The 14,782-nt window shown below is 72.2% G+C and carries 8 protein-coding genes and 2 pseudogenes; 5 read left to right on the forward strand and 5 right to left on the reverse strand.

Annotated elements, in window-relative coordinates:
- Window positions 1-235: 235 nt before the first annotated feature.
- Window positions 236-2,299, forward strand: a complete 2,064-nt coding sequence (locus tag ACFYQA_RS08005; RefSeq protein ID WP_388913169.1) for a SpoIIE family protein phosphatase — start codon at window positions 236-238, stop codon at window positions 2,297-2,299.
- Between the two features lie 193 nt (window positions 2,300-2,492).
- Here ACFYQA_RS08005 and ACFYQA_RS08010 read toward each other — a convergent pair whose 3' ends face one another.
- Together ACFYQA_RS08010 and ACFYQA_RS08015 are read right to left on the reverse strand one after the other, a co-directional pair.
- Window positions 2,493-3,635: a Vms1/Ankzf1 family peptidyl-tRNA hydrolase gene (locus ACFYQA_RS08010; protein ID WP_388913172.1), complete on the reverse strand. Its 1,143-nt coding sequence runs from the start codon at window positions 3,633-3,635 to the stop codon at window positions 2,493-2,495.
- 367 nt (window positions 3,636-4,002) lie between these two features.
- Window positions 4,003-4,436 (reverse strand): annotated as a pseudogene (locus tag ACFYQA_RS08015) (ferredoxin-NADP reductase); the annotation flags it as partial.
- A gap of 198 nt (window positions 4,437-4,634) precedes the next feature.
- Here ACFYQA_RS08015 and ACFYQA_RS08020 point away from each other — a divergent pair.
- Together ACFYQA_RS08020 and ACFYQA_RS08025 are read left to right on the forward strand one after the other, a co-directional pair.
- Window positions 4,635-6,359: a SpoIIE family protein phosphatase gene (locus ACFYQA_RS08020; protein WP_388913175.1), complete on the forward strand. Its 1,725-nt coding sequence runs from the start codon at window positions 4,635-4,637 to the stop codon at window positions 6,357-6,359.
- 787 nt (window positions 6,360-7,146) lie between these two features.
- On the forward strand, window positions 7,147-9,120 hold the full coding sequence (locus ACFYQA_RS08025) for an ATP-binding cassette domain-containing protein (RefSeq protein ID WP_388913603.1): 1,974 nt from the start codon (window positions 7,147-7,149) through the stop codon (window positions 9,118-9,120).
- A gap of 390 nt (window positions 9,121-9,510) precedes the next feature.
- Here ACFYQA_RS08025 and ACFYQA_RS08030 read toward each other — a convergent pair whose 3' ends face one another.
- Window positions 9,511-10,401, reverse strand: a complete 891-nt coding sequence (locus ACFYQA_RS08030) for an oxygenase MpaB family protein (RefSeq protein ID WP_388913178.1) — start codon at window positions 10,399-10,401, stop codon at window positions 9,511-9,513.
- Between the two features lie 528 nt (window positions 10,402-10,929).
- Between ACFYQA_RS08030 and ACFYQA_RS08035 the strand changes: the two genes are divergently transcribed.
- Both ACFYQA_RS08035 and ACFYQA_RS08040 read left to right on the forward strand, forming a co-directional pair.
- A complete protein-coding gene (locus tag ACFYQA_RS08035) occupies window positions 10,930-11,400 on the forward strand; it encodes an Hsp20/alpha crystallin family protein (protein WP_388913181.1) in 471 nt (156 codons plus the stop codon).
- Window positions 11,401-11,491: 91 nt separating this feature from the next.
- Window positions 11,492-12,409, forward strand: coding sequence for a pyridoxamine 5'-phosphate oxidase family protein (locus tag ACFYQA_RS08040; RefSeq protein ID WP_388913184.1), 918 nt, complete (start codon window positions 11,492-11,494; stop codon window positions 12,407-12,409).
- A 33-nt stretch (window positions 12,410-12,442) separates the two neighbouring features.
- Here ACFYQA_RS08040 and ACFYQA_RS08045 read toward each other — a convergent pair.
- Window positions 12,443-12,642 (reverse strand): annotated as a pseudogene (locus tag ACFYQA_RS08045) (GNAT family N-acetyltransferase); the annotation flags it as partial.
- A gap of 457 nt (window positions 12,643-13,099) precedes the next feature.
- Complete coding sequence (locus ACFYQA_RS08050; protein WP_388913605.1) at window positions 13,100-14,698, reverse strand: MDR family MFS transporter; 1,599 nt, start codon at window positions 14,696-14,698, stop codon at window positions 13,100-13,102.
- Window positions 14,699-14,782 lie beyond the last annotated feature (84 nt).

Genomic DNA, 14,782 nt, shown 5'->3' on the forward strand with positions numbered 1-14,782 from the left:
CGGCGCGCTCTGCGGCACCGGCCCGGCGGCGGGTCCGGGCGAGCCGACCACAGTTCGGGACGTGTTCCGACACCGGTGGCGGGGCGGCCGGGTTTCGCTTCCGGTGGGTACGGGGGGACCGGCGGCCGGCGCTCGACGCGGCTGGGCGGGGCGCAGCCGGGCCGGCCTCCCTGCTGCCGCGGATTCAGGTGGACGGCTGGGTTCAGGTGGACGGCTGGGTTCAGGTGGACGGCTGATGGACACCGCGATGGCGGCCGTGGTGCGGGAGACCGGTGCATTCGGGGGGATGCTGTATGTGTTGCCACCGGGCGACAACGCCTTGTGGCTGGTCATCGTGGCAGGGACACCGCATGAGTTCGCAGCCCCGTGGCGGCGGGTCACGCTGTCCGACCCGATACCGGTGGCGGACGCCGTGCGCGAGCGGCGCCTGGTGTGGATCGGCGGTCAGGAGGAGATGGCGCGCCGTTACCCGCGGCCGGCGCTCGTGCTGCCGTACGACTTCGCGGTGGCGGCCGCCCCGGTCGCTTCCGGGACCGCGCTTCAGGGCGGGCTGGTGCTGCTGTGGCCCGGGGCCCACCCACCGCAGCTGAGCCCACGTGAGCGTGACGCCATCGAAACGGGCTGCCGTCACCTGGGCAACCTCCTGCGACAGGCCGCGGACCGCGGCGATCCGCTCCTGCCCGCCGGCCGGCCGCGGACCCTGCCCCCGCCGGCCGGGCGCATGCCCTTTCCCGCCGAGGCGGCGGCGGTCACGGCCTTCGTCGATCGCCTGCCCGGAGGGTCCTGCGCACTGGACACGAACGGCCGCATCACCTTCATCACCCCGGCCGCCGCCGAGCTCGTCGGTGCAGATCGGGCCGACCTGGTAGGTGCCCTGCCCTGGGAAGTACTGCCGTGGATGGACGTCCCCCAGGTCGAGGACCGCTACCGGGCCGCGATGGTCAGCCGTCAGCCACAGGCGTTCACCGTCCGGCGTCCCCCGGACGCGTGGCTGTCCTTCGAGCTGTACCCGGACTTCTCCGGCATCAGCGTCCGCATCACCGGCGCCGACCCGTCCGAGGGTGCCCCCGCATCACCGTCCGCGCCGGCCGCGGGCCCCAGCCGCGCCATCCTGCTGTACCACCTGATGCATCTGGCCGCCACCCTCACCGAAGCCGTCGGCGTGCAGGACGTGGTCGAGCAGAGCGCCGACCAACTGCTGCCCGCCCTGGGCGCACAAGCCATGGTGCTGATGACGGTCGAGGACGGCCGTCTGAAGATCCACGGCCACCGCGGCTACCTCGCCGGCATCGTGGGCCGCTTCGACGCCACCACTCTGAGCTCGGACATTCCCGGCAGTAAGGTCCTCACCACCGGAGTCCCGGACTTCTTCGCGACCTTCGCGGAACTCCGGCGCGCCTACCCGTCCGCCGTGCACGAGGACGGAATGGCTTCCTGGGCCTTTCTGCCGCTGATCGCGTCCGGCCACCCCATCGGTTCCCTTCTCCTCGCCTACAGCCGGCCCCATGCCTTCCCGTCCGGTGAGCGCGCCGTCCTCACGTCGCTGGCCGGTCTGGTCGGGCAGGCCCTGGACCGCGCCCGTCTCTACGACGCCAAACACCACCTCGTCCACCGTCTGCAGTCCGCCCTCCTGCCGCACACACTCCCCCACGTCCCCGGTCTGAAGGTCGCCGCCCGCTATCTGCCGGCTGCCCGGGGCCTGGGCATCGGCGGCGACTTCTACGACCTCATCCGTCTCGACGAGCGCACGGCCGGTGCCACCATCGGCGACGTGCAGGGACACAACGTGGACGCCGCGGCCCTCATGGGGCAGGTCCGCACCGCCGTCCACGCCCACGCCACCGTGGGCGCATCCCCCGACGACGTCCTGGCCGGCACCAACCGCCTGCTGATCGACCTCGATCCCGGCCTGTTCACCAGCTGCCTCTACGTCCACCTCGACCTCGCCACCCACCGCGCGCGCCTGGCCACCGCCGGCCATCCGCCGCCCCTGCTGCGCCATGCCGACGGACGCACCGAACTGCTCCCGGTTCCGCCCGGTCTCCTGCTCGGTATCGAGCAGGACACCCCTTATCCGGTCCTGGAGATCCCCCTGCCGCCGGGCTGTGTGCTCGCCCTCTACACCGACGGGCTCGTCGAAGCCCCAGGAACCGACATCGACGACGCCACCGCGGCCCTCGCCGGGCTTCTCGAACACGCCGACCCCACCGACCTCGACGCCATGGCCGACCTCTTCGTCCGCCACGCCCCCGCTCCCGGCGACGACATCGCCCTGTTCCTCCTCAGCCTCGGCGAATGACCAGAGTCTCCGCCGCGGCTCCCGCTCGGGCCCGCTCGCGCTCCTCGCCGGGTGGCGGTACCGGTCCGCCCAGAACGCAGGTGGCCTTCCCGTTCACGTTCCATCCCGTCGTCCTTGCGCGGACTGACGGGACTGCCGCCTCGTTCCATGTCCCACACCCCCGCCCGCTTCCTTTCACATACGGGCGGCGCCGTCACACAGCGGTCGGTTCGTACGTCCAGCGCAGCAGGGCGCCGAGACCGCCTGCCGGAACGTCCGCGCCGTCCTCGTCCGAGGGCGGAACGATCAGCACGTCGGCGGCGGTGGCGGCCGCTGCCCGCAGCAGCGCGTCATCGGCGCGCACGGACGCCGGATCGCCCTCGCCGAGGGTCTTGGCGTCGCTCCGGCGCACCGCCACCTGGTCGGGGTCGCCGCCCACCCAGGCCTCACGGGCCAGATCCGCCCCGTCGGGCCGGACGAGCAGCGTGTCGATGCGGTGCTCCCGGGCGGCTTCCACCAGGGCCGGGACGCCTTCCACCGCGTCCGTGGGCCGGTCGGTGCCCACCCGTCCGGCGCGGAAGCGGTCGAGCACCTCCTCGACGCGGCGGCGGGCGTACTGCCGCCGGGCCTGTTCGATGGCCTCTTCCAGTACGGCGGAGGAGGAGCCGGCGGCACGGCCGCCGTGCTCGGTCTCCACCGTGACCTGGCGGACGGCCTCGGGAAGCCTTTCCCGCACGGCGGGCCGTTCACGGGGGTCGCCGACCAGGACGACCAGGTCGGCGCCGGACTCCTCGTACGCCGAGCCGAGCGCATCGGCGATCTCGACGACGTTGTGTTCCCAGGTGTTCTCGACCTTGAGCTGGAAGTGCCGCTCGGACCAGTCGGCCGAGGCCGTGCGGTGAACCGGCCGCTGCTGCCCCTCGATCTGTCCGGCGTCCTGCGGACCGGCCGCCCCGCGCAGTTCGAAGTCGGCGCCGGCGCGGTCGATGTATGCCACGAGGCAGACCGGGTCCTGGCCGCACAGCTCCAGCAGGGGCGTCAGACGGGGCAGCGGAGCCCAGCAGGCGATCTGCCGCTGTGGAGGCCGGGAGAGACGACGGCTGAGCACCACGTCCCCTCCGGCGGCGAAGACCACTCGCCCCGCCGGATCCTCGGCGGGGCCGATGTTCGTCAGGGCATCGCGCATCGCCTGGGTGGTCGCCGCGTCAGCGCCTTCCTCCTCCAGCGTCCGGCACACTTCCCGTACGGACAGCTCGCGTCGTTTGGCTCCCGACTCGTCGTTCTGAGCGGGATCGAAGTAGACGGTGGCCCACGGGCCGGGGCGGTCGAGCAGTGGCCCCAAAAACGACAGATGCACGCTTTCTCCCTCATTCGTCCAGGTTCCCGGCTGAGTACCCGAAGGCCGGGGAGGAACACACGGCGGGAGTCCTTCGAGCGCGAGGGGTCACGAGCGTGACCGGTGCCGGCTCGCCCGTGCGTCGGCCGCCCCGCCTCCCGTGAAAAGGGGCCCGTACGGACCGGATCTCTCCACCGTCGTGAACCGGAACAGCGGATTCGTCCGGCGGGAACCGGGCGGTCTCGTGGCGAGGGCCGCTGAAGCGTGCTCCCGTCCCTGGCGGGCGAGCACCGTCCGGCTCTCTCCGCCCAAGAGCGGGAGACCTGCCCGTGAGCCGGTCGAAGCCGCTCCTTCCAGCGGCCCCTCTCAGCGCACCCGTGGCCCCGTCACCGGCGACTCGATGGTGTCGGTCGTGGGAGTCGGCGGCGTCGATCGTGGCCCCGATGCGCGCATCGGGGCCGTCCACGAGCAGGTCCACGTCGGGAGGTGCTTCAGAGCGAGCAGCGCGGACCTGGTGTACGCCGCGTGTTCCGGCCCACGGCGCCCGAGCAGCACCACCTCGCACACCGTGCTGCGGCGCAACTCCTCCCACGCGTGGCCGGCGATCACCGTGCCGGCCGGTGTCTCCGGGTCGGAGACCAGGATCCGGGCGACGTCGAGGGCGACGTTGCCGTTGCCGACCACGACGGCACGTCCGGCCGAGAGGCCGACGGCATCCGGTGCGACCTCCGGGTGTGCGTTGGACCAGGCGACGAAGGTGGTCGCGGAGAGGCTGCCCGCCCGGTTCTCGCCGGGTATGCCGAGCCGCCGGTCCGCGGCGGCGGGCGGCAGGCGGCAGGCGGCAGGCGGCAGGCGGCAGGCGGCAGGCGGCGTGGAAGTTTCGTCGGCGGAGATGTTTCAATTCGCATCCGGTTTCCGGGACGCGCTCGGGGGTGAGGCTGGATTCACCGGTACGGGGGCACCCGGGGAAGAAAATATTGCTGTGCGGACATGCCGCCGGCCGGCGAAGGGGATGAGGGTATGGCAGGGGTGGAGCCTACGCAGGCCCTCGGGGAACAGTCCCCGGCCGAATCTGCCGCTACGCTCACCAGGGCACTGGAGGCCATCGGGAGCGGCGCGTACGTCGTAAACGAGCAGGGCCGCGTGATCGCGGTCAACGCCCACGCCGAACAGTTGCTGGCCATGCCCGCAGAGGATCTTCTCGGTCGCGACGCGCACGACCTGCTGCACCGGGATGCCCACGGCCAGCCTTTGTCCAGGGCTCAGTGCAGCATGCGGCAGGCTTTCCTCGCCGGGCGCACCGCCCAGGTCGAGGGGGACTATTTCGCATGCGGGGACGGCTCCCTGCTGCCCACTTCGTGGCTGGTCACCCCCTATGACGTCGGTGACCACGCACTCGGCACGCTCGTTCTCTTCCACCCCCGGCACCCGCTGGAAATCGACACTCAGCCGAAGCCGGCGGCCGGCCCGCTGCCGGAGCTCGAACGGCTCGCGCTGCTGGCCGAGACCACCACTCAGCTGACCTCCACCCTTGATGTCGAGGAGGCGCTGCGCCGGCTGGTGACTCTGGTGGTGCCCCGGCTGGCGGACTGGGCCGTCGTCGATCTGATCACCGAGCGCGACGAGGTGTGGCGCACCCTCGTCGTCCACGCGGACGGGGGTGCCCTGGTGCGCCACGAGGAGCTGCAAGGACCGATGCCACCGGTCCCGGAGGATTCCCAGATGCCCTTGTCCAGGGCCCTTCGCGGGGTCGCTTCCGCCCTGGCCGGCCCGCTGACCTACCGGGGGGCACCGGATTCCGGCATCGCGCTCGAACAGCGCGGTCTGTTCGACGCCACCGGCATCCGCTCCGCGGCCATCGCCCCCATCCGCAGCACGCGCGAAGTGCTGGGGGCCCTCACCCTGGGCCGCACCAGGAAGCCGGTGGACTTCACCACCGACGATCTTCCCCTGATCGAGGACATCGCCCGCCGGGCCGGCCTCGCCCTGGACAACGCGAGTCTCTACGAGCGCCAGCGCAAGGTCGCGGAGACCATGCAGAACCACCTGCTGCCCCAGATGCCGCGCGTACCCGGGTTGCAGATGACGGTGCGCTACCTGCCCGCGCCCGACGCCTCACAGGTCGGCGGCGACTGGTACGACGCCTTCTCCTTGTCCGACGGCGCCACCGCGCTGGCGGTGGGAGACGTCGTGGGTCACGATCTGGAGGCCGCGGCCGGCATGGCGCAGCTGCGCAACATGCTCCGCGCCTACGCCTGGGCCCTGCAGGAACCCCCCAGCAAAATCATCGGCCGGCTGGACGAGGCCCTCCTGCACATCACCGACGTCGCCATGGCCACCGTGATCTTCGCCCGGCTCGAAGAGGCGGAGGACGGCCACTGGAAACTGTCCTGGACCAACGCCGGGCACCCGCCGCCCCTGCTGATCAGCCACGACGGCCTGGCCGACTACCTCACGGACGGCCACGGCATTCTCCTGGGCACCGGGTCCCGTGGACCCCGCACCGACGCCGTCGCCCTGCTGCCTCCCGGATCCACCCTTCTGCTGTACACCGACGGGCTGATCGAAGAACCCGGCCACACCCTCGACGAGGGTCTGCACCGGCTGCGCCGGCACGCCGCCGCCCTCGCCCACCGCCCTCTGGCCTCCTTCACCGACCATCTGCTGCGCCGGGTCCGCCCCGCCGCCAACGACGACGACGTCGCCCTCCTCGCCCTGCGGACACCCGCCCGGACGCGATCCTGACCGGCGGCTCCCCGACACCGCCAGTGACCGGGCACGCCGAGCGGCGTGCCCGGTCCGGGTTCTCGTCGGCCGGGCGGGAGCGGCCTGCCGGGCCGGTTCGGACGGTAGGGCGGTTGCCGGTGCGGGGGCGCCCCGTTCAACGTTGTAAAGGGCTGCCCGCTCCCTCGGCGGCGGGAGGCGCGTACGGCCGGTCCTCAGCCGCCTCGGAGAGCCGCGCGGTCCGCCGTGCGGGCGTGGGGCATCCGGTTGTATCCCCACCACCCACACACTGAGCGGGGCCGTCTCCTGGACGGCCCCGCTCAGTGTGTGCCCGGGCCCGCAGGACGGACGCGGCTCCCTGGCCGGAAGCACGCTCGGCGTTTCGGCCACCACCGCCGTGTGCCTGGCCCTTTGTGCGACAAGGGTCGGTGCACCCCACATGCTCCGCCACGCCCCGATCCCGGGGGTCCGCACACGACCGAAACACAGGTGTTCGAAATCCCGGCTGGGTCGTTGAGCCCGGAAAGCCAACCGCAGCGACCGTCAAGGGGGCCACCATGACCTCGGCCGGCACACAGGAACAACCGGATCCCGGCACGCCGGGCACGGACACAGACACGGGCTCGGGCTCGGGCTCGGGCTCGGACGCGGGCTCGGACGCGGGCTCGGACGCGGGCTCGGACGCGGACGCGATTTCGGTCGCGGGCTCGCTCACGGGCTCGGGAGAAACACGATGACGGAGTCCGTGAAGGATCCGAAGGGCAAAGCCGGGAGGCGTCCCGTGCGGGGGTTCTTCGGTCGCGTGCGGATGGCCGAACCCCAGGTCTCCGACGCCGAACGGGAGTTGTTCGGTGGTCCGCTGCGCTACGACATGGGCTGGTCGGAACACGATCATGCCCCGCTCGACCTGACCCTGCTGTCCGCCCTGCGCTCCATGCCGAGGCTGGTCGGGGCGACCTTGCGAATGGCCTGGCAGGCGAACCGGCGTGCCCTGCTCGCCGTCGCGATCAGCGAGGTCGGACAGGGGATCGCCGCGGCCGTGGGCCTGCTCGCGGTCAACGCCGTCATGCACGCGCTGCTCGGCTCCGGCGCGCCGGTGGAGCGGCTGCACGCGATGCTCCCGGGCCTGGCCGTCGCCGCCGGGGCGGCCGTGGTCAACTCGGGTATGGCCGGATGGTCCACCGCACGGGCCGGCCGGCTGGAGCCGCTGGTCGAGCGGATCGCCACGACCCAGTACCTGGCCGCCGCCGCGTCGGTGGAGCTGGAGGCCATCGAGGATCCGGAGTTCCGGCGGCTGATCGATGTCGCCCAGTACGGCGCCGCATCCGCCCGTCGCATGATCGGCGCCTCCGTGGCCTCGCTGAACGGGGGCATCTCCCTGATCTCCACGGCCGGAGTGCTCACCATCCTGCACCCGGCCCTGCTGCCGATGCTGATCCTGATCGCGGCCCCGCGCGGCTGGGGCGCGATGCGGGTGGCGCAGGAGCGGTACGTGTCGGTGATGAGCTGGGTCGAGCACGTACGGGCCGGCCGCCTCATCGGCAACCTGCTCACCGAACGCACCGCCGCGCAGGAGGTGCGCGTCCATTCCGTCGGGCCGTTCCTGCTCAGCCGCTACGAGCGCATGGCCGAAAGCGCCGAGGCCGAACAGGAGCGGCTGGCCTCCAGCAAAGCCGTCACGGAGTGGGTGGCCGCCGCGCTGTCCGGCGTGGCCATGGCCGTCACGTACGGAATCATGTTCTGGCTGATCATGGGCGGGCACATGAGCCTGGCCGTCGCCGGCACCGCGGTCATCGCCGTGCGCTCCGGCTCGGCGAGCCTGGGCGCGCTCGTGATGAACGTGAACCAGCTGCACGAGGAGTCCCTCTACGTCCGCGACCACTCCCGCTTCCTGGACAAGGCTGCGCGGTGGACCATCCCCAGCGGGGGCGAGCCCGTTCCCGCGCGGGTAGGACGGGTCACGCTCGACCAGGTCACCTACCGCTACCCGGACCGGGCGGATCCCGCGCTGGACGAGATGTCGCTCACGCTGCCCATGGGCTCGGTCACCGCCGTGGTCGGTGAGAACGGCTCCGGCAAGAGCACCCTGATGAAACTGCTGTCGGGTCTGTTGCTGCCGCAGGGCGGGACCGTGCGATGGGGAGATGCCGAGGTGGCTTCTCTGGACCGCTCCCAGCTCTTCGACCGCGTCGCGCTGCTCACCCAGGACTTCCAGCGCTGGCCCGTGACGGCGGCGATGAACATCCGGATCGGCCGGCCCGCCCACGAGGCCGGCCCCGACGACCTCCGGCCGTCCGTCGACTACGCGGGGGCCGGACCGGTCGTCGCGAAACTCCCCGACGGCCTGCAGAGCCTGCTGGCCCGCGTGTTCCGCGGCGCCAGTGAACTGTCCGGCGGCGAGTGGCAGAAGATCGGCCTGGCCCGCACCCACTGGCGCAACTCCACCGCGACGGCGGACGGCCTCCTGATCGTGGACGAGCCCACCTCCGCCCTCGACCCGGAAGCCGAGATCGCCGCCTTCGACCGCATCCGCCGGCTCGCCTCCCCCGACCTGGCCGTCGTCCTGGTCACCCACCGCATGTCCGGGGTCCGGCACGCCGACCGCATCTACGTCCTGCACCAGGGCCGGCTGGCCGAACAGGGCAGTCACCAGGAGCTGATGGCCGCCCGGGGCCGGTACGCCGCGATGTTCGACGCCCAGGCCGCCCAGTACGCCCCGGCACCCACCGTCCCCCGCCCCGCCCCGCCCACCGTCGTGGACCTGCCTGAAGGGGCCCTTTGAACAAACCCTTTGAACGGGCCTCTCCCCCGCCCACCGACCCTGGGAGTTCGTATGACCGTTGAGGACGTGAACGCCGAAGCGTGGACCACGTAGACGGTGAGCGCCGTGACCGACACCGCCTGACGTCCATCACCGGCTCCGGGCCCGTCCACACCGAAGCCCACGCCGACGACCCGGCCGGGAGCCGACCGCCGCTTCGGGGCTGCGGGCTTCGGGAGGGCGAGCGAACGCCGCGTTCGTCCGGCGGCGGCAGGCGTTCTCGGAGCGACGTGAGGACAACGCGTGCCATCTCCGGGTCCTGAAGGGCCGCCCGGCCCGCGCCTGTCCCGTCCGGGGAGATCCGCCGGGGCGGGGAGAGGCTCGGTCCGCCTCCGCCGCTGCCGGCCGGGGTCACGTACGGGCGGCGCGGCGGGCGGCGCGGGCCCTGGGCAGGTAGCGCAGGCGCTCGGGCAGCAGCGGGACCACCGTGCGGACGACGGTGCCCAGGCGGCGCAGTCCGCGTTCGTCCCGTGCCGTCCACGCCAGGCCGAGGTGCTCGCGGACGGCCGGCGGGAGCAGGCCGGTCGTGACGAAGACGTGCAGCCGCGCCAGGGGCGGGCGGAGCACGGGCCAGGTCCGGCGCAGGAACGCGCCCGCGCCGTCCGGCGGAGGGATCGGCCGCCGCGGGTCGAGCAGTTCCGCCACGACGGGCGTCCTCTCCAGCTCTTCACGGACCATCGTGTCGAAGTACGGCCAGAACTCCTCCGGGGTGCGCGGCATGTCGCGCTGGTCGATGCCGAGGATGGCGCCGAGGTGGAGGAGTTCGTCGTAGAGGCGGCGTTCGTCCCGCTCGTCGAGCGGGTGGAACAGGTACTGCGCCGCTCTCAGGAAGGCCGGGTAGGCGGTGGCGTGCACCCAGGCGTAGGAGGCGGGGGTGAGTGCGTGATAGGGGCGGCCGCGGGTGTCGGTGCCGCTGATGGTCCTGTGCAGTCTGCGGAGCCTGCGGCCCTCCTCGAGGGCCTGTTCGCCGCCGTAGACCCACAGTTGCAGGGAGTCCAGTGAGCGCTCGGCCCGGCCCCAGGGGTCGGTGCGGAACACGGAGTGGTCGTCGACGCCCGCGCCGACCGCCGGGTGGGCGACCTGGAGCACCAGGGCGGCGGGCAGGGAGAGCAGGAGCCGGACGTCACCGGCGATGTCCCAGAGGAGGGAGCCGGGCCCGAACGGAACGGGCTCGGAGCGGGGGCCCGGGCCGGGTGCGGGGCCCGTGTCCGGGCCGGCCGCGTGTGCGTGGCCGCTGTCCATGGCTGTCACCACGATCCGAGAGGCCGCCGGGCGGCGGGTCCGGTGCCCGGCCGGTGGGCGGCCCAGCAGCCGATGGCCGGGGAAGCCGTGCGCCTGAGCGGCGGAGGTACGAGCGTCATCAGGAATCTCCTCCCGTCGCCGGGCTGCCCCACCGGGGTCGCGGACGAACCCGAAGAACTACCGCTGAGGAGGACAGGCGCGACCACACGAGGCACAGTACGCGCGAAACGCCGCGCCGCGCTGTGCCGAAGGCCACTCGGTCCCGTTCCGTGTCCCGGTCGGCCCATGCCGGCCCATGCCGGCCGGGACGGTCCCACGGATCCTGGGATCAGGGGTTCCTGCGGCGACCGTCATGGCCGACGGCTCCCGCGTGACCGTCCGGTCGCGGTCCTCGAGGCACCGCTGAAGCGGCCGCGACAGCCTTGTGGGTGTCCCGCGCCCGCCGGGGTACCCGGCTCCGGACCGGCGGATCCGTCCCCCATCGCCGACGGGTGGCGCTGCCGTCGCAGAAGCCGAGGAGGAGGACCTATGTCGCATCCCTCACGCCGCAGCAGGGGGCCGTTCTCCGGGTGGGACGCCTTCCGGGAGTTCGAGGACCTCCGCTCCCGGATGGAGTACCTCATGCACTCCACCTTCCCCTTTCCCGGCGACGACTTCTCCGAGGCCGGCACGACCGGTACGTGGACACCGCCGGCCGACGTCGAGGACACCGGGGACGCCCACGTGGTGGAACTGGAGCTCGCCGGTGTGGACAAGGACCAGATCAATGTCGAGATCAGCGACGGCGAACTCGTCGTCCACGGCGAGGTCGAGGAGCGGGAACGCATGGGCGTGGTCCGGCGGCACACCCGTCACGTCGGACGGTTCCACTACCGCACGACGCTGCCGCCCAACGCCGACACCGAACACATCAGTGCGGAGCTGACCAACGGAGTCCTCACGGTGCGTGTCCCCAGGACGGGGAAGAGCACGCCGCGCCGCATCGAGGTCACCGGCTGAGCCGAGGGCGGGGCCGGCCGTCGGCGAGAGGCGGCGGCCCCGTTCCACCGGCCCCTCCCCCACCCCGAACATTCGAGCGAAGGCGGCGGTCATGCGAGCTCACCTCGGCGATCGACTCGTCATCGAAAGCCCGGCGACCGGCACCACCAGGCGCGACGGCGAGATCGTCGGACTCCACCACAAGGACGGGACACCTCCGTACGACGTGCGCTGGTCGGACACGCAGGCGGTGACGCTCGTGTTTCCCGGGCCCGACGCGCACCTCCTGCATCCGGGGCACGAGCCCGGGACGGCCCGGGACCCGTCCCGTCGACCGGGCACGACCGGAGCGGGTGCCGATTCCGGTGCGCACCGCTCCGATGCGCACCACACCAGCGACCTCGGCCGACGGATAGCCACCGAACGCGAGCATCAGGGTCTGACCCGGGCCGAGACGGCCCACCGTGCCAGGATGGCGCCGGCGTATCTCGCGTACCTGGAGGAGCACCAGGCCGATCCGAGCCTGGCGACGCTCATCAACCTGGCCGGGGCGCTGAACACCACGGTCCAGACCCTGCGCGGCGGCGGCACCGAGATGCCGCCGGGCCAGGGCGCCGCGCTCGCGCACCCCCGGCTCCTGGACCTCGGCCCCGAGGAATGCCGCACCCTGCTGTCCACCCACGGGGTGGGGCGCGTCGCGGTGTCGGCCCCGGACGGCCCGGCGGTCGTTCCGGTGAACTACGAGGTCGTCGATGGCGTGATCGTCTTCCGGACCGCTCCCGACTCCGTACTCGCCGCGGCCGTGGGATCGGACACCGCCTTCGAGGTCGACCGTGTGGACGAGGCCATGAGCCAGGGCTGGAGCGTGCTCGCCGTCGGCCCCGCACGGCGGGTCACGGACCCCGACGACGTGCGGCGGCTGACCGAACACACCCACACCGCTCCGTGGGCCGGAGGCGAACGCGAGATGTGGGTGACGATCCGTCCCACGACCCTGACGGGACGCCGCATCAGTCCGGCCGGCCACTGAGCGGCGCCTCCGCACGGGTCGTCGCGGGTCGTTCAGGACGCCGCCGAGCGGGTCCGTGAACTCCTCGTCGGGGTAGCGGGCGGGCTCGGCATGGGCCTCCTCGCCGTAGCGCGTCGCATCCTCGTCGCCGAGTTCACGCAGTAGGGGGCCTGCCCGCGATCGGACACGGCTACGTGGACGGCCGCCGGCCCGCCGGCGAACGGCGGCGGGGGTGATGGTGCGACGGACGTCATCCGGGACGGCCTTTCTTCGAATTCTCCGGGGCGGCCGGGCCCGGGGCAACTCACGGCCGCCCCGGAGCGCCCTCGGTACGGCGCAGGGGCCGGGGCCGGGGCAGGGGCATGGGCCTCGGGTGGAGTCGGACGCGTGGGTACGGCCGTGCCGCGAAGGGCCACGGAGGGCTGCGGAGGGCTGCGGAGGAAGGGCCTCGGCCCGCGAAGGGGCACCGAGGGAGGGGAAGGCCGGTCAGACGGCCCGCAGCCGCGTCAGGCGCGACACGCCGCGGACCACACCCGACCGAATTCGATGTGGTCACGGGTGACGAGACGCTGCCCGGAATTCATGCGCTCCATTGAGCCGGACGACTCGCTTCTCGTCAACAACGCCCGGCCCACCGCATACACGTGCGGAGGCCCTCCGGGCACCTCCCCGGAAGACCTCCGCACGCTACCGCCCCGGAGGGCGTTCGTCTCAGCCGACGCCGGCCGGCGACGCCGTCGTACCGGCCGATTCGGAGGACTCGGAGGACTCGGCGGACTCGGAGGACTCGGCGGACTCGGCGGTGAGCCGTTCCATGCCGCTGGTGTCCTTCAGCGGCTTCTCCTTGATGAACAGCACGGCGATCACGGCGAGGGCCGCGACGGGCGTGGCCACGAGGAAGAGGTCCGCGGTGGCAACGCCGTAGGCGTGCTCCACGATCTCCCGCATCGGCTCGGGCAGCGTCGTCATGTCGGGCACGCCGCTCCCGCCGGACTCGTTCGAGCCGGCCGGGATGCCCGCTTCCGCCAGGCCCTTGGTCATCTCGGTGGCGACCCGGTTGGCGAGGATGGCCCCGAGCACACTGGTGCCGATCGTGCCGCCCATGCTCCGGAAGAAGGAGAGCACCGAGGTGGCGGCGCCCAGCTCGGTCGCCGGAACGTCGTTCTGCGCGGCCAGGACCAGGTTCTGCATCAGCATGCCGACGCCGACGCCCATGACTGCCATGTAGACGCTGAGCAGGGCGAAGGGGGTGTCGGCCTCAATGGTGGACAGCAGGCCTAGGCCCGCCGTCATGATGATGGAACCCGCGACCAGGTACACCTTCCACCGGCCGGTGGCGGTGATGATCTGTCCGGCGACGGTCGAGGAGACGAGCAGGCCGAGAATCATGGGCAGACTCATCAGGCCCGCGACGGTCGGGGACTTGCCCAGGGAGATCTGGAAGTACTGCGAGAGGAAGACGGTGCCGCCGAACATGGCCACACCGACGAGGAGACTCGCGACCGTGGTGAGCGTCACCGTGCGGTTGCGGAAGATGCCCAGCGGAATGATCGGCTCCGGCACCCGTGCCTCGACGACGACCGCGGCGATCAGCAGCAGCACTCCCCCACCGGCCAGCGCGGCGGTCTGCCACGACATCCAGTCGAACTCGCTGCCCGCGAGGGAGACCCAGATGAGCAGGGCGCAGACACCCGCGACGATCAGGAAGGCGCCCAGGAAGTCGATCTTCACCTCGCGGCGGACGGTGGGCAGCTTCAGGGTGCGCTGCAGCAGCGCGATGGCGAGCAGTGCGAACGGCACACCGATGAAGAAGCACCAGCGCCAGCCGAGCCAGGAGGTGTCCACCAGAACACCGCCGATGAGCGGTCCGGCCACGGTGCCGACCGCGAAGACGGCTCCGAAGATGCCGGCGTACTTGCCCAGCCTGCGCGGCGGGATGATGGCCGCCATCACGATCTGCGCCAGAGCCGTGAGCCCACCCGCGCCGATGCCCTGCACCACGCGGCTGAAGATCAGCAGGCCCACGTCCTGGGAGAAGCCCGCCAGCAGGGAGCCGACGACGAACAGGGACAGGGACAGCTGGAGCAGCAGCTTCTGGTTGAACAGGTCCGACAGCTTGCCCCACAGGGGCACCGTCGCCGTCATCGCCAGCAGCTCGGCGGTGATGACCCAGGTGTAGGAGGACTGGCTGGCCTGCAGGTCGGCGATGATGCGCGGGAGCGCGTTGGCGACCACGGTGCCGGCCAGGATGGCGACGAACATGCCGGCCATCAGCCCCGACATGGCCTGGAGTATCTGCCGGTTGGTCATGGGGGTGGGTGGCGCCTCCAGGGGCGCCGGCGTTGAGGTCACTTCAGCTCTTTCAGAAACGTTCGAAGGTCGGGTGAGGGACGG

This window comes from Streptomyces sp. NPDC005774, from assembly GCF_042871645.1.
GTDB lineage: Bacteria > Actinomycetota > Actinomycetes > Streptomycetales > Streptomycetaceae > Streptomyces > Streptomyces pratens.